This window comes from Streptomyces sp. NPDC005181, assembly GCF_040608395.1.
In the GTDB taxonomy this organism is placed as follows: domain Bacteria; phylum Actinomycetota; class Actinomycetes; order Streptomycetales; family Streptomycetaceae; genus Streptomyces.
The window spans coordinates 26,379-46,699 of sequence record NZ_JBEXID010000029.1 but is presented as its reverse complement, the minus strand read 5'-3'; the positions used below and the strand labels follow the sequence as shown (position 1 = coordinate 46,699).

19 protein-coding genes are annotated in these 20,321 nt (G+C 69.6%); 9 read left to right on the top strand and 10 right to left on the bottom strand.

What is annotated here, in order from left to right:
• Positions 1–99 precede the first annotated feature (99 nt).
• From ABZV38_RS20015 to ABZV38_RS20005, 3 genes are all read right to left on the bottom strand, one after another.
• Positions 100–1,077: an ABC transporter substrate-binding protein gene (locus tag ABZV38_RS20015; protein ID WP_356328716.1), complete on the bottom strand. Its 978-nt coding sequence runs from the start codon at positions 1,075–1,077 to the stop codon at positions 100–102.
• Between the two features lie 69 nt (positions 1,078–1,146).
• Complete coding sequence (locus tag ABZV38_RS20010) at positions 1,147–1,821, bottom strand: ABC transporter permease (protein WP_356328714.1); 675 nt, start codon at positions 1,819–1,821, stop codon at positions 1,147–1,149.
• A gap of 2 nt (positions 1,822–1,823) precedes the next feature.
• Positions 1,824–2,537 (bottom strand): ABC transporter permease, encoded by a 714-nt coding sequence (locus tag ABZV38_RS20005; RefSeq protein ID WP_356328712.1) that lies wholly within the window; start codon positions 2,535–2,537, stop codon positions 1,824–1,826.
• Between the two features lie 131 nt (positions 2,538–2,668).
• On the opposite strand from ABZV38_RS20005, the gene ABZV38_RS20000 reads away from it, so the two are divergent.
• Positions 2,669–3,856, top strand: a complete 1,188-nt coding sequence (locus ABZV38_RS20000) for a betaine/proline/choline family ABC transporter ATP-binding protein (RefSeq protein ID WP_356328710.1) — start codon at positions 2,669–2,671, stop codon at positions 3,854–3,856.
• Between the two features lie 31 nt (positions 3,857–3,887).
• Here ABZV38_RS20000 and ABZV38_RS19995 read toward each other — a convergent pair whose 3' ends face one another.
• The gene (locus ABZV38_RS19995; RefSeq protein ID WP_356328708.1) at positions 3,888–5,009 is read right to left on the bottom strand and encodes an alpha/beta hydrolase-fold protein; all 1,122 of its coding nucleotides are present in this window, start codon (positions 5,007–5,009) and stop codon (positions 3,888–3,890) included.
• Between the two features lie 139 nt (positions 5,010–5,148).
• Here ABZV38_RS19995 and ABZV38_RS19990 point away from each other — a divergent pair, with 139 nt between their 5' ends.
• The 6 genes from ABZV38_RS19990 (at position 5,149) to ABZV38_RS19965 (ending at position 10,100) form a co-directional block, all read left to right on the top strand.
• Positions 5,149–6,990, top strand: coding sequence for a phosphatidylglycerol lysyltransferase domain-containing protein (locus ABZV38_RS19990; RefSeq protein WP_356328706.1), 1,842 nt, complete (start codon positions 5,149–5,151; stop codon positions 6,988–6,990).
• Positions 6,991–7,084: 94 nt separating this feature from the next.
• Positions 7,085–7,882, top strand: coding sequence for a dihydropteroate synthase (gene folP / locus ABZV38_RS19985; RefSeq protein WP_356328787.1), 798 nt, complete (start codon positions 7,085–7,087; stop codon positions 7,880–7,882).
• A complete protein-coding gene (locus ABZV38_RS19980; RefSeq protein WP_356328704.1) occupies positions 7,879–8,361 on the top strand; it encodes a nuclear transport factor 2 family protein in 483 nt (160 codons plus the stop codon). The genes folP and ABZV38_RS19980 overlap by 4 nt, the downstream gene beginning before the upstream one ends.
• 191 nt (positions 8,362–8,552) lie before the next feature.
• Positions 8,553–8,912: a dihydroneopterin aldolase gene (folB, locus tag ABZV38_RS19975; RefSeq protein ID WP_356328702.1), complete on the top strand. Its 360-nt coding sequence runs from the start codon at positions 8,553–8,555 to the stop codon at positions 8,910–8,912.
• Positions 8,909–9,520 (top strand): 2-amino-4-hydroxy-6-hydroxymethyldihydropteridine diphosphokinase, encoded by a 612-nt coding sequence (folK, locus tag ABZV38_RS19970; protein ID WP_356328700.1) that lies wholly within the window; start codon positions 8,909–8,911, stop codon positions 9,518–9,520. The genes folB and folK overlap by 4 nt, the downstream gene beginning before the upstream one ends.
• Positions 9,521–9,617: 97 nt before the next feature.
• The gene (locus tag ABZV38_RS19965; RefSeq protein ID WP_356328699.1) at positions 9,618–10,100 is read left to right on the top strand and encodes a DUF3180 domain-containing protein; all 483 of its coding nucleotides are present in this window, start codon (positions 9,618–9,620) and stop codon (positions 10,098–10,100) included.
• Between the two features lie 62 nt (positions 10,101–10,162).
• On the opposite strand, the gene folE is transcribed toward ABZV38_RS19965, so the two are convergent.
• The 6 genes from folE to dacB form a co-directional block, all read right to left on the bottom strand.
• Complete coding sequence (gene folE, locus ABZV38_RS19960; RefSeq protein ID WP_356328698.1) at positions 10,163–10,768, bottom strand: GTP cyclohydrolase I FolE; 606 nt, start codon at positions 10,766–10,768, stop codon at positions 10,163–10,165.
• 145 nt (positions 10,769–10,913) lie between these two features.
• Positions 10,914–12,950, bottom strand: coding sequence for an ATP-dependent zinc metalloprotease FtsH (gene ftsH / locus ABZV38_RS19955; protein ID WP_356328695.1), 2,037 nt, complete (start codon positions 12,948–12,950; stop codon positions 10,914–10,916).
• A 227-nt stretch (positions 12,951–13,177) separates the two neighbouring features.
• Complete coding sequence (gene hpt / locus ABZV38_RS19950; protein ID WP_030972308.1) at positions 13,178–13,717, bottom strand: hypoxanthine phosphoribosyltransferase; 540 nt, start codon at positions 13,715–13,717, stop codon at positions 13,178–13,180.
• A 99-nt stretch (positions 13,718–13,816) separates the two neighbouring features.
• The gene (tilS, locus tag ABZV38_RS19945; protein WP_356328693.1) at positions 13,817–14,926 is read right to left on the bottom strand and encodes a tRNA lysidine(34) synthetase TilS; all 1,110 of its coding nucleotides are present in this window, start codon (positions 14,924–14,926) and stop codon (positions 13,817–13,819) included.
• Positions 14,927–15,124: 198 nt separating this feature from the next.
• Complete coding sequence (locus ABZV38_RS19940) at positions 15,125–16,258, bottom strand: zinc-dependent metalloprotease (protein WP_356328692.1); 1,134 nt, start codon at positions 16,256–16,258, stop codon at positions 15,125–15,127.
• Positions 16,259–16,307: 49 nt separating this feature from the next.
• Positions 16,308–17,843, bottom strand: coding sequence for a D-alanyl-D-alanine carboxypeptidase/D-alanyl-D-alanine-endopeptidase (dacB, locus tag ABZV38_RS19935; RefSeq protein ID WP_356328690.1), 1,536 nt, complete (start codon positions 17,841–17,843; stop codon positions 16,308–16,310).
• 56 nt (positions 17,844–17,899) lie between these two features.
• Between dacB and ABZV38_RS19930 the strand changes: the two genes are divergently transcribed.
• Both ABZV38_RS19930 and ABZV38_RS19925 read left to right on the top strand, forming a co-directional pair.
• A complete protein-coding gene (locus ABZV38_RS19930; protein ID WP_037691000.1) occupies positions 17,900–18,394 on the top strand; it encodes an inorganic diphosphatase in 495 nt (164 codons plus the stop codon).
• Between the two features lie 205 nt (positions 18,395–18,599).
• On the top strand, positions 18,600–20,315 hold the full coding sequence (locus tag ABZV38_RS19925; RefSeq protein ID WP_356328688.1) for a threonine/serine exporter family protein: 1,716 nt from the start codon (positions 18,600–18,602) through the stop codon (positions 20,313–20,315).
• The last annotated feature ends 6 nt before the right edge of the window (positions 20,316–20,321 follow it).

Below are 20,321 nucleotides of genomic sequence, written 5' to 3'. Positions count from 1 at the left end.
AATTTACCGTGCGTAGGGGTCACTTGGGAGGCCGCCCGGCAATCTGTTCCCCGGCAGTTACCTGACGGGCTTACCGGCGGCCCCCTAAGTCGTCACCTGCTACTTCTTGATCAGGCCTTTCGACTGCAGATAGTCCTTGGCCACATCGGCGGGCTTGGCACGCTCGGCGTCGACCTTGCGGTTCAGTTCCGCGAGGTCCTCCGTGGTGAGCACCTTGGTGAGCTTGCCGAGTGCATCGGCAATCTCCGGTGCGCCGGCGTCCTTGGCATTGAGAACCGGAAGGACGTTGTCCGCGTTCTGGAGCTTCTTGTCGTCGTCCAGGAACACCAGGTCGTAGCTGTCCAGCACGGCGTCCGTGGTGGTGGTGAGGACCAGCTGGTCCTTGCCGTCCTTCACCGCCTGCTTGGACTGCGGGGTGCCGACTCCCTTGGGGTCGATACCGGTGACATCAATGCCGTACGTCTTCTTCAGCCCCGGCGCGCAGAAGGGCCGCACCTCGCACTCGTCACCCGCCGCGATCTTCACCTTCAGCTTGGAGGCGCCGAGGTCCGAAAGCGTCTTCAGCTTGTTCTTGTCGGCGAATTCCTTGGTCACCGCGAAGGCGTTCTGGTCGACGGCGTCACCGGCCGGAAGCACCTTCAGTCCGCGCGGAGTGGCGAGCTTCTCCAGCGCGGCGACGGTGGCCGCCGCATCACCCGAGGCAACGGGCTTCTCCCCGGCCGCCTTCGCCCCGTTCACCTTGGCGTTGAGGAATTCGGCGATCGTCGCGGCATATTCCGGTACGACGTCGATCTCGCCCTTCTCGAGGGACGGCTCGTACAGTTCCCGGTTCTTCACCGTGGTGATCGAGGTGCTGTATCCGGCGTCGCCGAGAATCTGCGCGTACAGCTCGGCGAGCACCTTGGACTCGGTGAAGGCGGCGGCGCCGACGACGAGCGAGCCCTTCTTCCCGGAATCACCGGACGCGGCGGAACCACCCTTGTCCTTCTCCAGGCTGTCGCCGCCGCAGGCTGCGAGCGAGCCCGCCAGCGCGACCATGCCGATGACCGCGCCCGCTATGCGCGAGGTCTTGCTCATGTCTGTTCTCCGTCCACAGCAACAGGGCTGTTTGCGAGGTGTGTTGGGCACATGAATGGGATCAGTGGGTCAGGCGGTCCGCCGGCGGCGGAGCGGCGACAGAGCGCGGTCCAGCCCCACCAGCACTGCCTCGACAAGCAGGGCGAGCACGGCGACGAGCAGCGCGCCCGCGACCACCTGCGCTGTGTTGTACGTGTTGAATCCGGCGGTGATGATCCGGCCGAGACCGCCCTGGCCGACCATCGCGGCGATCGTGGCCGTGGCGACGACCTGGACGGCCGCCGAGCGCAGACCGGTCATGATCATCGGATAGGCCAGAGGGAGCTCGACCCGTACGAAGAGCTGACCGCCGGACATCCCCATGCCCCGCGCCGCCTCCGCCACCGACCGGTCCACCTCGGTCATACCGACATAAGCGTTGGTCAGCAGCGGCGGCACGGCGAACAGCACCAGCGCGATGACCGTCGGCACATATCCGGTGTTGCGCAGCGGCGACACCATGAACAGGGCCAGCACCGCGAAGACCGGGATCGCGCGCCCCACATTGGAAATGTTGACGGCCAGCGCACCCCCCTTCCCGAGGTGCCCCAGATACAGGGCCAACGGCAGCGCGATCACGCAGGCCAGCGCGAGCGACACCCCGCTGACGTACAGATGCTCGCCGAGCCGGTGGCCCGCCCCGCTCTCCCCCGACCAGTTGGCGCCGGTGGTCAGCCAGGTCCAGGCCTCCCCGAGAACTCCCATGGTCAGACCGCCTTCGCCGTAGCGCCCGTGCCCACGGCGTCGCGGGCCCTCGGTATCCGGGTCCAGGGCGTCAGCAGCCGCTGCACCCCGAGCAGCAGCAGGTCGGCGACTACCGCGAGCAGCACGCAGAGCACCGACGCGGTCAGCACCTGCGCCTTGAAGAAGCTCGGCAGGGCATCCTCGATGAGGTTGCCGAGGCCGCCTCTGCCGACGATCGAGCCGACGGTCGTCAGCGCGATCGTGGAGACCGTGGCGATCCGGACCCCGGCCATCAACGCGGGCAGTGCCAGCGGGAGTTCAACCTCCCACAGGAGCCTCGCCGCCCCGTACCCCATGCCCTTCGCGGCGTCCTTCGCCTCCTGCGGCACCGCTTCGAGCCCGGCCAGGATGTTCCGTACGAGAATGGTCAGCGAATACAGCACGAGGCCGGTGACGACCAGCGCGGCGGAAAGCCCGAACAACGGCAGCAGCAGCGAGAACATCGCCAGCGAAGGCACGGTGTAGAGCACCGTCGTCAGTCCGAGCACCGGTCCCGCCAGCCGCCGGCTGCGACGCGCGAGCAGCGCCAGCGGAAATGCCACCAGAAGCCCGATCACCACCGAGACCGCGGTGATCCAGATGTGCTGGACGGTCGCATCGGTCAACTCCTGGCTGCGGGAACGGAGATACTCCCCACAGATCCAGTCGTTCGCCTCCAGGCAGTTCTGTCCGGCCATCCGTCCCCCCACCTCCCGTTTACCGTGTCGGCCCGATGCCTGGCGACCCTATCCCCGACCACTGACAATCGCGGCAGCCGTTGTATTCCAGCAACATGTCCTTCACAGAACACGCGCCACAATGGGGAACCATGATCCGATTCGAGCACGTCACCAAGCGGTACGCGGACGGCACGACCGCCGTCGACGATCTCTCCTTCGACGTGGCCGAGGGTGAACTGGTCACGCTCGTGGGGCCGTCGGGCTGCGGCAAGACCACCACCATGAAGATGGTGAACCGGCTGATCGAACCGACCGAGGGCCGGATATTCCTCGACGGGGACGACATATCCGCCATCGACCCCGTCCGGCTGCGCCGCCGTATCGGCTATGTGATCCAGCAGGTCGGTCTCTTCCCGCACAAGACGGTGCTGGAAAACACGGCGACCGTTCCCCATCTCCTGGGCTGGAAACGGGGAAAGGGTCGGGAGCGCGCCGCCGAACTCCTCGACCTCGTGGGGCTCGATCCGTCCGTTTATGGCGACCGATATCCGGACCAGCTCTCCGGCGGTCAGCGCCAACGCGTCGGAGTGGCGAGGGCGCTGGCCGCGGATCCGCCGGTACTGCTGATGGACGAACCGTTCGGCGCGGTCGACCCGGTCGTCCGTGAACGCCTGCAGAACGAATTTCTCAGGCTCCAGGCGCAGGTCCGCAAAACCGTGCTCTTCGTCACCCACGACATCGAGGAAGCCGTCCGGCTCGGTGACCGTATCGCCGTCTACGGGCAGGGCTCCATCGAGCAGTTCGACTCCCCGGCGACCGTACTCGGCGCACCCGCCACCCCGTACGTCGCGGACTTCGTCGGCGCGGACCGCGGTCTCAAGCGGCTCTCCGTCACCCCCATCGAGGAGAGCGATCTCGACCAGCCTCCCGTCGTGCATCTGGACGATCCGCTCTCCCGGGCGACCGAGCGGCTGCGCGCCGAAGGGGCGCGCTGGGCCGTCGTCCTGGACCGCGACGACCATCTGCACGGCTGGATCCCGGCAGGCGCCGCCTCCACCGAGGCCGGGAGCACGGTCCGTGAACACGCGCGCCGCATGGAGGCCTGGCTCCCCGTCGGTGCCCCGCTCAAGCAGGCGTTCGCCACCATGCTCCAGCACGACGCGGGCTGGATAGCGGTCATCGACAAGGAGAGCACCGGCCGGTTCCTCGGGGTACTCACCCCGGCCCGCCTCCATGAAGCGCTGCGCCGTTCGATCGACGCGGACGCCCAGGACCTGCCGCGCGCCGAGGTGGTTGTGGAGACCGTGGCGGCCATTGCCAGGACCGCCTTTCGCTGAGACCGGCACGTACCGAGTCGGCGACGAGTGCTCAGCCCTCACTCAGCCGGCTGCTCATCCACTCCAGCGCCGAAGGGATCTCCCGCCGCCACGTGTTGAAGTTGTGCCCGCCGCTGTCCAGCACGATCGACGACACCTGTGCGGGCGCCTTCACCTTCGCCATGAAGTACCGCGTACTCCGGTAGTTCCCTTCGCCCTGCCGCGACGTGGTCACCAGGAAGGACGCGTCGGGCTGCGGCAGATGGTCCAGGCACCACAGCAGATCGGCATGCGCGCGGGCCCGCCGGTTCCCATGGAAGAGATCGCCGGTCGTCGGGTCCTCGGCCGCCCTGTAGTACGCGGACAGACCGGCACTGGCCGCAAACCTGCCCGGGTGGTGCAGGCCGATCTTCAGCGCGCAGTAGCCACCGGTCGAGTTGCCGATGATGCCCCAGTTCCGCGCCCGCTTCCCGATCCGGTACGCGTCCGAGACCGCCTGCGGCAGGTCCTTCGCAAAGAACGTCTCGGTCTGGGGACCACCCTTTATGTTCACGCACTCGGTGTCTCTCGGCGGCGCGACCGTTGGCCTCAGCATCACCAGAACTACCGGCTGCGCCCGGCCGGCTCTCACCCGATCGAGCGCTGTCCGCGGGTACTGAAGACCCTTCAGGAGGTTCTCCGCGGTGCCCGGGTAGCCGGTGAGGACGACGACCGCGGGGAACTTCCGGCGGGCGTACTCGGACTGGAAGTACTCCGGCGGCAGATACACATACGCCGGGCTCCGGATCCCCGACAGCCGTCCCGCAATGACGACCTTGTCGATCCGGCCGACCGCCGTGGGCCGCGATTCGCCCGGGACATCGGGCCGTTCCATCCCGACCCGGACAATGTTCTTCGATGTCAACGCCCCGGTGGCACGGTCCGCCACCACGCCCAGTTCCTGCTGCCGGCCGAAAAAGTCGGCCCAGGAGCCGTAGAACTGAAACGAGTTGTTTGCCAGCAGTCCAACCGAGGCGAAGAGCATCACCTGGGTGGCCAGCAACAGGCCGACCCGGCCGAACACCGCGGACACGCTGCGGCGGGCGAGCCGCGGCCAGAGACAGACCGTGGCGGCGAACAGAACGACAGCCAGCCCCATGGTCAGGGCCAGAACTGCCTTGCTGGTGAGCCCCATAGTGGGTGAGCTTTCTTGTCAGGAAATTTCCGGGATGCGGGTGAACCCGCTGCCCGGAAGCCTCGTCCTAGAGGTCGCACATCGTCCGGGGCGCTTCGGCCGACGGACTCAAGAATCTCTCGCGGAACCACGGGAAGCGATGTCTGTCACGCTAGATGGGGATAAATCGGGTTCGGTTCCGCGTGCTGCACGCAAGCTCGTACGCGGACCGCGCCCGGAGGCCGTTCCGGCGCTCGTCGGCACCGCCTGCACGTTCGTCGGTCTCATCGATGTCGCCGCAGGCGTGTTCCCGCGCTTCAGGCACAGCCGGATGCACACCCTTGCCGAAGTGCTCCCCGGAGCCCTCGGCCCCTTCGCCGCCGCGCTGTCGCTGAGCGCGGGGGTCCTGCTGCTGCTCCTCGCCCACGGCCTCAAGCGGCACAAACGGCGGGCCTGGCGCGCCGCCGTGGTCCTGCTGCCGGCCGGTGCGGCGGCGCAGTTCGTCTACCGCCACTCGGTCATCGGCGCCCTCGTCTCGCTGACGCTGTGCTGTCTGCTGGTCCGCCACCGAAGTGAATTCACCGCGCTCCCCGATCCGCGGAGCCGTTGGAGGGCACTGGCCAACTTCGTTCTCCTCGGGGCGGGTTCGCTCGGTCTGGGGCTGGTCATCGTCTCCGTCCACCCCGGCCGGGTCGTCGGGAACCCCTCCATCGCCGACCGGCTCCAGCACGTCCTGTACGGAATGTTCGGCTTCGAGGGCCCCGTCGAGTACGCCGGAGTGACCTCCTGGACCGTGGCGTGCTCGCTCGGCGCGCTCGGTCTGCTGACCGCCGTCACCACCATCTACCTCGCGTTCCGCCCCGAACATCCGGCCGCCCGCCTCACCGAGGAGGACGAGGTCCGGCTGCGCGCCCTCCTCGCCAAGCACGGCGGCCGCGATTCGCTCGGCCACTTCGCACTCCGCCGCGACAAGGGCGTCGTCTTCTCCCCCAGCGGCAAGGCCGCCGTCTGCTACCGCGTCGTGTCCGGCGTGATGCTGGCCAGCGGCGACCCGATCGGTGACGTGGAGGCCTGGCCGGGCGCCATCGAACGGTTCATGGACGAAGCCAAGGCGCACTCCTGGACACCCGCGGTGATGGGCTGCAGCGAGACCGGCGGCGAGGTCTGGACCCGCGAGACCGGGCTCGACGCGCTGGAGCTCGGCGACGAGGCGGTGGTGGATGTCGCGGATTTCTCGCTCGCCGGGCGCACGATGCGCAACGTGCGCCAGATGGTGAAGCGCATTGAGCGGGGTGGATACGAGACCCGCGTCCGTCGCGTCCGCGACATCGGCGAGACCGAGCTGGCCCGCATCCGGCGGGCCGCCGCCGACTGGCGCGGCACCGACACCGAGCGCGGCTTCTCCATGGCGCTCGGCCGGATCGGCGACCCGGCCGACGGCGACTGCATCATCGCCACCGCCCACAAGTCCGACGAGCGCACCGCCGACTCCCCGTACGGCGACCTGAAGGCCGTGATCCACTTCGTCCCATGGGGTACGGACGGTATGTCCCTGGAGCTCATGCGCCGCGACCGCTCCGCCGACCCCGGCATGAACGAGCTGCTGATCGTCGCCTCCCTCCAGGACGCGCCCCGGCTCGGCATAGAGCGCGTCTCGCTGAACTTCGCGATGTTCCGCTCGGCGCTCGCCCGTGGCGAGCGACTGGGCGCGGGCCCGGTGCTCCGGTGCTGGCGCGGCCTGCTGCTCTTCCTGTCGCGCTGGTTCCAGATCGAGTCGCTGTACAAGTTCAACGCCAAGTTCCGGCCCCGCTGGGAACCCCGCTTCGTCGTCTACCGCACCGGCCGCGACCTCCCCCGGATCTCGTTCGCCGCCATGCAGGCCGAGGGCTTCGTCAACGTCGGCCTGCCCCGTCCGTTCGCCCGCCGCTTCCCGTCCGCCCGGCCCCTCCCCTGCGCCCACGCACGGGTTGCCGGCCAGGAGCACGGTGCCCGCACGGCGTAACACTGCTCGGTACGGGGCCTAGGCTGGTCGCATGAGTACGTTGCGTGGACGAGGCACGATCCAAGGCCTGCCGGAGTGGGACCGCTGCGCGGTCATGGGCGTCGTCAATGTGACCCCCGACTCCTTCTCCGACGGGGGCCGCTGGTTCGACACCACGGCTGCGATCAAGCACGGCCTCGACCTGGTCGCCGAGGGAGCCGACCTGATCGATGTCGGCGGCGAGTCGACCCGCCCCGGCGCCAGCCGGGTGGACGAGTCCGAGGAGCTGCGGCGTGTGCTGCCGGTCGTCCGGGGGCTGGCCCGGGAAGGCGTCACGATCTCCGTGGACACCATGCGGGCCCGCGTCGCCGACCAGGCCGTCGCCGCCGGCGCGACCCTGGTCAACGATGTGAGCGGCGGGCTCGCCGACCCGGACATGATCCCGGTCGTCGCCGCGTCCGGCACACCGTTCGTCGTCATGCACTGGCGCGGCTTCAGCGAGTCGATGAACAGCCGCGCGGTGTACGAGGACGTCGTCGCCGAGGTCGTCGCGGAGCTCCGGATGCGGATGGACGCCGTGGTCGCAGGCGGTGTCGACCCCGAACGGATCGTGGTCGACCCCGGCCTCGGCTTCGCCAAGGACGCCGCCCACGACCTCACCCTCGTCGCCCACCTCGACAAGCTGCGCGCCCTCGGCCGTCCGCTGCTGGTCGCCGCCTCCCGCAAGCGGTTCCTCGGCCATGTACTGGCCCGTGAGGGCGCCGCCCCGCCGCCCGCCCGCGAACGCGATGCGGCCACCGCCGCGATCTCCGCCCTGTCCGCCCAGGCGGGTGCCTGGGCGGTCAGGGTCCACGAGGTCCGGGCCACCGCCGACGCCGTACGGGTCGCCCGCGCCGTCGAGGGAGCCGCGTGAGCGAGCGCCACGACGACCAGGCGGAGGCCGCCGCCGACATCGCGGCGGTCGAACAGGCCAACACCGCCTTCTACGAGGCGATGGAACGCGGCGATCTCGACGAGCTCTCCGGGCTCTGGCTGCCCGGAGAGGACCTCACCGTCTCCTGCGTCCATCCCGGCTGGCCGGTGCTCAGCGGCCGCGGCGAAGTGCTGCGCAGCTATGCGCTGATCATGGCAAACACCGAGTACATCCAGTTTTTCCTGACCGATGTCGGGGTCTCGATGATCGGTGACACCGCCCTGGTGACCTGCACCGAGAACATCCTCAGCGGAGGCCCGGCGGAGGACGGCGGCGAGCTCGGGCCGCTGGTCGGCCAACTCGTCGTCGCCACCAATGTGTTCCGCCGCACCGCGGACGGCTGGAAGCTCTGGTCCCATCACGGATCGCCGGTGCTGGCCGACTCCGATGACGACGAGGACGAGGACACGCCCTCCTGAGCGGGTATGTCTCCGAAGGGAATGGAATCCGGAACCGCGGGTAGGGGAGGCGGCTACCAGCCCAGCACGATCCTGTCCATAGCCCCGCGGGCGAGCACTGTCGGTGCTCGCAGGTAGATTCGGAAGAGGGCACCTCGCCGCCCGCACGCGGCCCCGTGCCTCTACGACCAACGACAGCAGGAGTGATTCGCGTGGATCGTGTCGCGCTGCGCGGCCTCAAGGCCCGTGGGAACCATGGCGTCTTTCCCCGGGAGCGGGAAGAGGGCCAGACCTTCATCGTGGACCTGGTTCTCAGCCTCGACACCCGCCCCGCGGCAGCCTCCGACGACCTGACGAAGACCGTGCACTACGGCGTGGTCGCGGAGGAAGTCGTCGAAATCGTGCAGGGAGACCCGGTCGATCTGATCGAAACACTCGCGGAGCGCATCGCCCAGAAGTGCCTGGGGCACGAAGGCGTCGAGGAAGTGGAGGTCGTCGTCCACAAGCCGGATGCGCCGATCACCGTTCCGTTCGACGATGTGACCATCACCATCACCCGGAGCCGAGCATGACTGCATTTTCTACCGAGGGGCAGAGCGACCCGACCGTACAGCCGGTTCCCGCCTCCGTGGTCGAGCAGGTGGACGCCGCGGACATCACTCTCTCGAACCCCAAACGAGCCGTGCTCTCCCTCGGCTCGAACCTCGGCAACCGGCTGGAGACCCTGCAGGGTGCCATCGACGCGCTGGAGGACACCCCCGGCCTCCGGGTCAAGGCGGTCTCCCCGGTGTACGAGACGGAGCCCTGGGGCGTCGCCCCCGGCTCCCAGCCGTCGTACTTCAACGCGGTGATCGTCGTGAAGACGACGCTTCCCCCGTCCTCTCTCCTGGAGCGCGGCCAGGCCATCGAAGAGGCCTTCGAGCGGGTCCGTGAGGAGCGCTGGGGCCCGCGCACCATCGACGTCGACATCGTGGCGTACGCGGACGTCGTGTCCGACGACCCGGTCCTCACTCTCCCCCACCCCCGGGCCCATGAGCGCGCCTTCGTCCTCGCCCCGTGGCACGACATCGACCCCGAGGCCCAGCTGCCCGGCCGCGGCCCGGTCGCCGACCTGCTCAGCGGCGTCGGACGCGACGGCATACGGCCCCGGGCCGATCTGGAACTCCGCCTGCCCGAGTAGTCGTTAGGCTCAGAGCAGGCCGACAACGGCACAGAAGAGACAGACGGACACACAGACCGACGGTCGGATCGGCCGGCGGCGAAGGGCGGCTCTCGCGGTGAGGCAACTACGGCTCGGGGTACTGGCCGGAATCTTCGTCGCAGCAGGCGTGCTGTCCTGGGGCGGCGCCCGCCTCTGGGACTCGCTCGACACCCTGCCGAGCGTGCCCCTCGCCGCACCCATCGTGCTCGCGGTGATCGCCGTCATCCTGCTCGCGACGGCGCTCTCCATCCGCTCCCGGCTGCGCGCCCAGCGCGAGCGCAGCCCGGGCGCGAAGGGCGTCGAGCCGCTGATGGCGGCCCGCGCCGTGGTGTTCGGCCAGGCCAGTGCCCTGGTCGTCTCGCTGGTCGCCGGCATGTACGGCGGTGCGGGAGTCTTCCTGCTCGGCTCGCTCGACGTCCCGGCCCGCCGCGACCAGGCGATCTACGCCGGCTTCGCAGTGCTGGCCGGCATCGGGGTGGTCGCCGCCGCCCTGTTCCTGGAGCGCGTCTGCAAGCTCCCGGACGACAAGGACGACGACAAGAGCGCTGCTTCCGCCTGACGCGCCGCACCCGTCCGGCACATCAGCACCGCCCCGGGCCCCGGCAGCACCGCCACCGGCCCTCAGCGCGCCATGATCAGACTCATCGCCTCGGCGCGCGTCGCGGGGTCACGGAGCTGGCCGCGCACCGCCGACGTCAACGTCTTCGCCCCCGGCTTACGGATCCCGCGCATCGACATGCACATGTGCTCGCACTCGACGACGACAATGGCTCCGCGCGGCTCCAGGATCCTCATCAGCGAGTCGGCGATCTGCGTGGTGAGCCGCTCCTGGACCTGCGGGCGCCGGGCGTAGACGTCGACCAGCCGGGCCAGCTTCGACAGACCGGTGATCTTTCCGGTGGTCGCCGGGATGTACCCGACGTGTGCAACCCCCCGGAACGGCACCAGGTGGTGCTCACAGGTCGAGAACACCTCGATGTCCTTGACCAGCACCATCTCGTCGTGACCGAGGTCGAACGTGGTCGTCAGGACGTCCTCCGGCTGCTGGTGCAGGCCCGCGAATATCTCCTGGTACGCCCGCGCAACCCGTCCCGGCGTCTCCCGCAGCCCCTCCCGGTCCGGGTCCTCCCCGACGGCGATGAGGAGCTCGCGCACCGCGGCCTGTGCCCGCTTCTCGTCGAACTCACCGATCGAACCCTGGCCGTCCAGCGTCACCGGGTCGGTCATCTGTGCCTCGTTCCTTCAGCTGTCACCTGCGCGGACATCGCGCAGACATACCAAAAAGCCGCGCCCCCACAGGCTAAAACCTGGGGGGCACGGCATCCATTCCGGGTCGGTGGACCCCCGTGACGGGGGCCACACCGGTTCCGTCCTAGCTCTCCGGACGCTCCTCCGGGATCGCCTCGGTGGCCGGGGCGGCCGGGGCGGTGTCCGTAGGCGTCGAGCCATTGGCCGTGGTGACACCGTTGGTGAGGGCGAGCTCCTTCGGCGAGAGCACCGGAGGCCGCGTCGACGGCGTACGCCGTGCGGAGCCGGTCCACGCCGGGCGGGCCGGACGCTTCACGATTCCGGCGAAGATCTCGGCGATCTGCTCCTTGCCGAGGGTCTCCTTCTCCAGCAGCTGGAGGACCAGGTTGTCGAGAACGTCGCGGTTCTCGACGAGGATCTCCCAGGCCTCGTTGTGCGCGGTCTCGATGAGCTTCTTGACCTCTTCGTCGACGAGCGCCGCGACCTCTTCCGAGTAGTCGCGCTGGTGGCCCATCTCCCGGCCCAGGAAGGGCTCGGTGTTGTCGCCACCGAACTTGATCGCGCCGAGCCGCTCCGTCATGCCGTACTGCGTGACCATCGCGCGGGCCGTGGCACTGGCCTTCTCGATGTCGTTCGCAGCGCCGGTGGTCGGGTCGTGGAAGACCAGCTCCTCGGCCGCGCGCCCGCCCAGCATGTAGGCCAGCTGGTCGAGCATCTCGTTGCGCGTCGTGGAGTACTTGTCCTCCTCGGGCAGCACCATCGTGTAACCGAGGGCGCGGCCGCGGGAGAGGATCGTGATCTTGTGCACCGGGTCCGAGTTCGGCGAGGCCGCCGCGACCAGGGCGTGTCCGCCCTCGTGGTACGCGGTGATCTTCTTCTCCTTGTCGGACATGATCCGGGTCCGCTTCTGCGGCCCGGCCACGACGCGGTCGATCGCCTCGTCCAGCATCTCGTTGTCGATCAGCTTCAGGTTGCTGCGCGCCGTGAGGAGCGCCGCTTCGTTCAGCACGTTCGACAGGTCGGCACCGGTGAAACCGGGCGTACGACGGGCCACGGCGCCGAGATCGACGTCCGGGGCGACCGGCTTGCCCTTCTGGTGCACCTTGAGGATCTCGAGACGGCCCTGCATGTCCGGCCGGTCGACCGCGATCTGCCGGTCGAAGCGGCCCGGACGCAGCAGCGCCGGGTCGAGGATGTCCGGCCGGTTCGTGGCGGCGATCAGAATGACGCCGCCCTTCACGTCGAAGCCGTCCATCTCGACGAGCAGCTGGTTCAGGGTCTGCTCGCGCTCGTCGTGACCACCGCCGAGACCCGCACCGCGGTGCCGGCCGACGGCGTCGATCTCGTCGACGAAGACGATCGCCGGGGCGTTCGCCTTGGCCTGCTCGAACAGGTCACGGACCCGGGAGGCACCGACACCGACGAACATCTCGACGAAGTCGGAACCGGAGATCGAGTAGAACGGGACGCCCGCCTCGCCGGCGACGGCGCGTGCGAGCAGCGTCTTGCCCGTACCGGGAGGCCCGTACAGCAGGACGCCCTTGGGGATCTTGGCGCCGACGGCCTGGAACTTCGCCGGCTCCTGGAGGAACTCCTTGATCTCGTAGAGTTCCTCGACTGCTTCGTCGGACCCCGCCACATCGGCGAACGTCGTCTTCGGGGTGTCCTTGGTGATCAACTTGGCCTTGGACTTGCCGAACTGCATGACCTTGGAGCCGCCACCCTGCATCTGATTCATCAGGAACAGGAAGACGACCACGATCAGGACGAAGGGCAGCAGTGAGAGAAGGATCGAGATGAACGGCGACTGCTTCGACGGCGAGACGGTGTAACCCTTCTCGATGTCGCCGCTCTCGAACTTCTTCTGCAGCGTGTCGGCAAGCTGGACACCCTGGTCACCGATGTAGCTCGCCTGGAACTTGCTGCCGGACTCGCCCGAGAGTTTCTGGCCGTCCTTCAGCTCAATCTTGAGGATTTGTTCGTCACCGGTGGTCAGCTTGGCCTGCTCCACCTGGTCCTTGCTGATCGCCTGGATCACCTTGCCGGTGTCCACCGTCTTGTAGCCGCCCGACGAGCCGACGACCTGCATCAACACGACCACGGCGAGGACGGCCAGCACGATCCACATGACCGGCCCACGGAAGTATCGCTTCACGTCCATCCATACGGAGCGAAGTCGCCCCGTCCCTCCTGCCCGTAGGTAAATGCTGCTGAATGCTGCTGTGAGAAAAGACTGTTCTTCGGACGGTACCCCAGCATTGTCACCCGTGACCGCCGGGGACGTCTGTCAAACGCGCCTTCGAAGGCTTCAACGCCGAGCGGCCGTAAAGGGTTCCCCGGCAGCCCGCCCACGTCGGGTGCGGACCCGGGAGGGAGGGGCTGCGCCGGTCAGCCTCCGTAGACGTGCGGGGCGAGCGTCCCGACGAACGGCAGGTTGCGGTACTTCTCCGCGTAGTCCAGGCCGTAACCGACGACGAACTCGTTGGGGATGTCGAAGCCGACCCATTTGCAGTCGAGCGCGACCTTCGCCGCGTCCGGCTTGCGCAGCAGGGTGCAGATCTCCAGGCTGGCAGGCTCGCGCGAGCCCAGGTTCGACATCAGCCAGGACAGCGTCAGGCCCGAGTCGATGATGTCCTCGACGATGAGAACGTGCTTGCCCTTGATGTCGGTGTCCAGGTCCTTGAGGATCCGGACGACACCGGAGGACTGAGTGCCCGCGCCGTACGACGAGACGGCCATCCAGTCCATGGTGACGGGGGTGGACAGCGCGCGCGCCAGGTCCGCCATCACCATCACTGCGCCCTTGAGGACGCCGACGATGAGCAGGTCCTTGCCCGCGTACTCCGCGTCGATCTTCGCGGCCAGCTCGACGAGCTTCGCGTCGATCTCTTCCTTGGTGAGGAGCACCGCCTGAAGGTCGGTGCCCATGTCCTTCTCGTTCACCCGCGTCTCTTTCTCTGCCTGCCCGGTCCGGGGAGGTGCCCCGGGCCTGCGCGGCCGCTTGCCTGCATGTCAGCCGCTTGTGCGTCAGCTCTGCCGAATCACCAGTCTGCCACCCTGGCGCCGGGCTTCGACCCGGCCGGGGAGGTTGATGGCCTGCTGGCCTCGCCAGCCGGTGATCAGCCGGTCGACTTCTTCGATGTGCCGGGCGAACAGCGAACCGGCCGGAGCGCCCGCCTCCACGGCCGCACGGCGCAGCACCCGGCGGCGGACGGCGGGCGGCAGCGCGTACAGCTTGGCGCACTCCAGCTGTCCGGCGTCGTCGCGTACGGCGGAGTCGGCCTCGGCGGCCCAGGTGTCCAGGGCGTCCGCGTCGTCGCGGGAGAGCTGCGCGGTACGGGCCAGGGCCCCGACGACGCCTTTGCCGAGGGCCTTCTCCAGGGCGGGCAGGCCCTCGTGGCGCAGCCGGGAGCGGGTGTAGGCGGGGTCGACGTTGTGCGGGTCGTCCCAGACGGGCAGGGACTGGACGAGGCAGGCCTTGCGGGCGGTCTGCCGGTCGAGCTGGAGGAAGGGGCGGCGGTAGCGGCCGGACGCGGCGGCCATGCCGGAGAGCGAGCGGATACCGGAGCCGCGGGCAAGGCCGAGCAGGACCGTCTCCGCCTGGTCGTCGCGGGTGTGGCCGAGCAGGACGGCGGCGGCGCCGTGCCGCTCGGCCGCCGCATCCAGGGCGGCGTAACGGGCGTCGCGGGCGGCGGCCTCGGGTCCGCCGTCGCGGCCGACATGCACGGCGACGGCCTCGACCGGGTCGAGGTGCATGGCCCTGAGCCGGGCGACGACCTCGGCGGCGCGGACGTCGGACCCGTCCTGGAGGTTGTGGTCGACGGTGATGCCGCCGGCCCGGACGGCCAGCTTGCGGGCCTCGAAGGCGAGGGCGGAGGCGAGCGCCATGGAGTCGGCGCCGCCGGAGCAGGCGACCAGCACCAGCGGGGTGCCGGGTCGTTCGAGAAGCGCGGGGCGGTCGGGAAGTGCGGCGCAACGCCTGCCCGAGCCGGCTTCGGCGAGCTCGGGGCGCGCGGCGCGCTCGGTATGTGCGGTGTGTTCGTTGTGATCGGTGCGTTCGGCGAATTCGTTGAGTACGTCGTGGAGTACGCGGCGGACCGCCAGGCGTATCGCCGCGACCGCAGGATGGGGACCCATGTCCGGTGCCCTTCGTGAAGTTTTGGGGGGTGCTTCGGAGCATCGGCACGGAAGCGTGCCGTCACTCAGAGTGCGTCGATGGTGACAGAGCCGGGCCGCCCATCGAGCATTGCACGCCTTTCCATGCCCCTACGGTCCCTCGGATGGGTGATTACCGACGCGTACTTCCGCTGTCTTCCTCCGTCGGCCGCCTCATGATCACGACTCTGCCTTACGGTGCACCCTCGCGATCCAGTCGGCCGGAGTGGAGATCTCGGCCTTGGTGGGGAGGGTGTTCGGGGACGTCCAGACCCGGTTGAAGCCGTCCATGCCGACCTCGTCGACCACGGCGCGTACGAACCGTTCGCCGTCCCGGTACTGGCGCAGTTTGGCGTCGAGGCCAAGGAGCTTGCGCAGCGCCTGGTCCAGGCGGGAGGCGCCGCGCGCCCGGCGCTGCTGGAACTTCTCCCGGATCTCTCCGACGGAGGACACGACCTCGGGGCCGACGCCGTCCATCACATAGTCGGCGTGCCCTTCGAGCAGGGACATCACGGCGGTGAGCCGGCCGAGGATCTCGCGCTGGGCGGGGGTCTGGACGATCTCGACGAGGCCGCGGCCGCCGTCCTCGCCCTCCTCGCCCTCTGGCCGGCCGCCGGCGAGCGACTGGGCGGCCTCGCGGAGCCGTTCCAGCACGGTCATCGGGTCGACGTCGGTCTCGTCGAGGAAGGACTGGATCTCACCCTGCAGGTGGTCGCGGAGCCACGGCACACCGGTGAACTGGGTGCGGTGGGTCTCCTCGTGGAGTGCGACCCAGAGCCGGAAGTCGTGCGGGTCGACCTCCAGTTCACGCTCGACGTGGACGATGTTCGGGGCGACGAGCAGCAGCCTGCCGCCACCGTTGGCCGAGGACGGGAGGCCGCGGACGGCCGGGGCGAACGTCTCGTACTGGCCGAGCACCCGGGAAGCCAGGAACGACAGCAGCATGCCCAGCTCGACGCCGGTGACCTTGCCGCCGACCGCGCCGAGCACGGCGCCGCCCGGGCTGTTGCCGCGCCGGTCCTGCATCTTCTCCAGGAGGGGGCGGAGCAGTTCGCGGAAGCCCGCGACGTTCGCCCTGATCCAGCCGGCCCGGTCGACGACCAGGACCGGGGTGTCCTCCGGTTCGGTCCCCTCGGGGATCATCCGGGTGAAGGAGCGGACGTGCTCCTCCGCGGACTTGGCATGCCGGCGGAGCTCCGCGACGACTTCGCGGGCCTCCTCGCGGCTGATCTCGGGGCCCGGCCGTACAAGCCGGGTCGCGGTCGCGACCGCCAGATTCCAGTCGACCATCTCGGCACCACCGATGCTCGTCATGCGTCAACCGTACGTGCTCGGGTCGCTCCGCGGTGAGCTGTTGACCGGCTCACGGGGTGCGGGCGGCGAGGCTCGTCGCGAGGGCGTCGAGGGAGGACTGGGCCTCGGACGGCGAGGTCGTGCCGGATGCCAGGAAGGCAAAGGCGAGCAGCCGCCCCTGCCCGTCGACGACCGTTCCGGCCAGGGTGTTCACCCCGGTGAGCGTGCCCGTCTTGGCGCGGATCAGGCCGGTGCCGCGCGATGTCGCGGTGTACCGCTTGCTGAGGGTGCCGCTGAAGCCGGCCACCGGGAGGCCGGTGAGGACGGGGCGCAGTTCGGGGTGGTCCGGGTCGGCGGCGCGGGCCAGCAGCCCTGCCAGCAGCCCTGCGGTGACCTTGTCCTGCCGGTTCAGCCCGCTTCCGTCGGCGAACTTCGCGCCGGACAGCGGCAGATGCAGCTTCTTCAGCTGAGCGGTGACGGCCCGTCGGCCGCCGTCGAAGTCGGCCGGTTCGCCCGCGGCCAGGGCGGTCTGCCGGGCCAGCGCCTCGGCGATGTCGTTGTCGCTGTTGGTCAGGGCGCGTTCGACGAGGGCGGACAGCGGGGCGGAGAGGTGCTTGGCGACGGGCCGGGACTTGGCGGCGGGGCGGCCGGACACCGGACCGGACCCGGTGTCGACGCCCGCGTCGTTCAGCAGTCCGGCGAAGGCGCGGGCGGCGTCACCGGCCGGGTCGCCACTGCGCGGGGCCGGTCCGCTGTCCGTACCGTCGAGCCGCCCCTCGTCCACCATCAGGGCGCTGACCGGGGCGATGTTCTCGTTGGGGCCGATCGGGTGCAGTGCGGGTCCGGAGTACCGGGACGTGTCGTACGCGAGCCGGACGGAGTCGATACCGCGGTCGCGCAGCGCGTGCACGGTGTCGGCCGCCAGCTCGCGCAGCGCCGCCTTGTCGAGCGTGGGATCGCCGCCGCCGACGAGGGTGAGGCTGCGGGAGTCCGGGGACGCCTGGACCGTCGTGGCGATGCGGTGTCCGGGGCCGAGGGCGTGGAGCGCGGCGACAGTGGTGGCGATCTTGATGGTGGAGGCGGGCGTCATGGCCGTGTCGGCGCCCTTCCCGTACAGCCGCTTGCCGGTGGCGGTGTCGATGACGACGGCGGTACGGACCGTGCCGAGCGCATAGGCGTTCAGCAACGGGGTGAGGGTGTCCCGGAGACCGGCCGTTGCGCCGTCCGGGGTGTCCGGGGCGTCCGGGGCGGACTTGTTGACCCCGGTGCTCAGACCCGCGAGAACCGCCGCGGCACTGGGAGCCGGGGCCGGTCCGGACGGTGCGGCGGCCTCGTGATGTGCGCCACCTGTACGGCTCCGGGCGGCTGCCCACTCCCGCTCGGCCTTACGCTGACCCGAGTCCCAGGGACCGGCGGCGAGGACGGCGCCGGCTGCGAGCGCCAGGCCGAGGACGGCGGAGCCTGCCGTGAACTGCCAGTTGCTCAGTCCGTTCAACTTGTTCGGGCGGCCCGCTCCGGTCGGTCCGCGGAACGCTTTCAACGGATTGATCGACGGTCTTTTCACCGGCTCGGCCACCGTTGACCAGCCCCTTTCGCGAGCACACATCTCCGTGGGGGACACTTAATCACCAGTCGCATGTGTTGATCATGGAGGAGCCACCCGTGGAGTTCGACGTCACCATCGAGATCCCGAAGGGTTCGCGGAACAAGTACGAGGTGGACCACGAGACCGGTCGGATCCGTCTGGACCGTCGACTCTTCACCTCGACCAGCTACCCGGCGGACTACGGTTTCGTCGAGAACACCCTCGGCGAGGACGGCGACCCGCTGGACGCGCTGGTCATCCTGGACGAGCCGACCTTCCCCGGCTGCCTCATCAAGTGCCGCGCCATCGGCATGTTCCGCATGACGGACGAGGCCGGCGGCGACGACAAGCTGCTGTGCGTCCCGGCCTCCGACCCCCGGGTGGAGCACCTGCGCGACATCCACCACGTGTCGGAGTTCGACCGCCTGGAGATCCAGCACTTCTTCGAGGTCTACAAGGACCTGGAGCCGGGCAAGTCCGTCGAGGGCGCCGACTGGGTCGGCCGCGCCGAGGCGGAGGCCGAGATCGAGGCCTCCTACAAGCGCCTTGAGGCCCAGGGCGGCAAGCACTGACACCTGCGGTGTCCGTGATCGCCGCGCAGGCGTGACCACGGTTCCGCTTACGGTTCCCGCTGCGGTTCCGTAAGGAGTTCGGCGCAAGGAACGGGCGGCACACCTCTCACCGGTGTGCCGCCCGTTTCGCATGCGCCCCCATGACCGTGCCCATACTGGGCAGGAGCGCAACCCAAGACGCGCAGCCAAGAAGGAGCGAGGTCCAGTGGTGGCGGAACCGGGCGGTCCCGAGGATCAGAAGCCCCAGTCCGACGAGGCGCGCAGCGCCTTCGTCCCGCCGGCCGGGGTGGGGCGCCCCGCAGCGCCGTCCGAGGACGACCACCCCACATCGGAGTTCGCCCTCCCGGCCGGTCTGACGACGGAACCACATGAGTCCGGATCCGGTCCGGGTTCAGGTTCCGCTTCGGGCCCCGGACAGGGTTCCGGTTCGGACACGATCGGTTCCGCGTTCGTCCCGCCGCGCACGTACAGCGCCAAGGAGTCGCCGCCCGCCTTCACCCCGGCTCACGGCATTCCGATGGTCCGGCTGACCAAGGAGGCCCCTTGGCAGGACCGGATGCGCACGATGCTCCGGATGCCGGTCGCCGAGCGGCCGGCGCCCGAGCCGGTGCAGAAGCCGGACGAAGCGGGCCCCGCGGTGCCGCGCGTGCTCGACCTGACCTTGCGTATCGGGGAGTTGCTGCTCGCGGGCGGCGAGGGCGCGGAGGACGTCGAGGCCGCGATGTTCGCGGTGACCCGCAGTTACGGTCTCGACCGCTGCGAGCCGACGGTCACCTTCACTCTGCTGTCGATCTCGCACCAGCCCTCGCTGGTCGACGATCCGGTGACGGCGAGCCGCACCGTACGCCGCCGCGGCACCGACTACACCCGGCTGGCGGCCGTCTTCCGGCTCGTCGACGACATCACCACCGAGGACGTCGAGGTCTCCCTGGAGGAGGCGTACCGGCGGCTCGCCGAGATCCGGCGCAACCGGCATCCGTACCCCGGCTGGGTGCTGACGCTGGCCGGCGGCGGGCTGGCCGGTGCGGCGTCGGTGCTGGTCGGCGGCAACGCCCTGGTCTTCGTGGTGGCGGCGGTGGGCGCGATGCTCGGCGACCGGCTCGCCTGGCTCTTCGCGGGGCGCGGAATGCCGGAGTTCTACCAGTTCGTCGTGGCGGCGATGCCCCCGGCCGCCATAGGAGTCGCGCTGACCCTGACCCACTCCACGGACATCCGGCCGTCCGCCGTCATCACCGGTGGACTGTTCGCGCTGCTGCCCGGGCGGGCGCTGGTGGCGGGCGTCCAGGACGGTCTGACCGGCTACTACATCACCGCGGCGGCCCGGCTCCTCGAGGTCATGTACTTCTTCATCGCCATCGTCACCGGCGTGCTGCTGGTCCTGTATCTGGGGCTGCAGCTGGGCGCCCAGCTCAATCCGGAGGCGCGGTTCGTGTCCCACGACCGGCCGGTGGTGCAGATCCTCGCGTCGATGGCACTCTGTTTCGCCTTCGCGATCCTGCTTCAGCAGGATCGGTCCACGGTGCTTGCGGTGACCCTCAACGGCGGTGTGGCCTGGGTGATCTACGGGGCGATGGCTCGTACCGCCGGCATCTCGCCGGTGGCGGCCACGGCGGTGGCGGCGGGCCTGGTGGGGCTGTTCGGGCAGCTGCTCTCGCGGTACCGCTACACCTCGTCGCTGCCGTTCATCACGGCGGCGATCGGTCCGCTGCTGCCGGGTTCGGCCACGTACTTCGGTCTGCTCGGTGTCGCGCAGAACGAGCTGGACCGCGGGCTCGCCTCCCTGTCGACCGCGGTGGCAACTGCGCTGGCGATCGCGATCGGGGTGAACCTGGGGAGCGAGATCTCGCGGCTGTTCATGCGGGTGCCGGGGGCGGTCGGCGGGGCGAACCGCCGCGCGGCCAAACGGACGCGCGGCTTCTGACGCCCT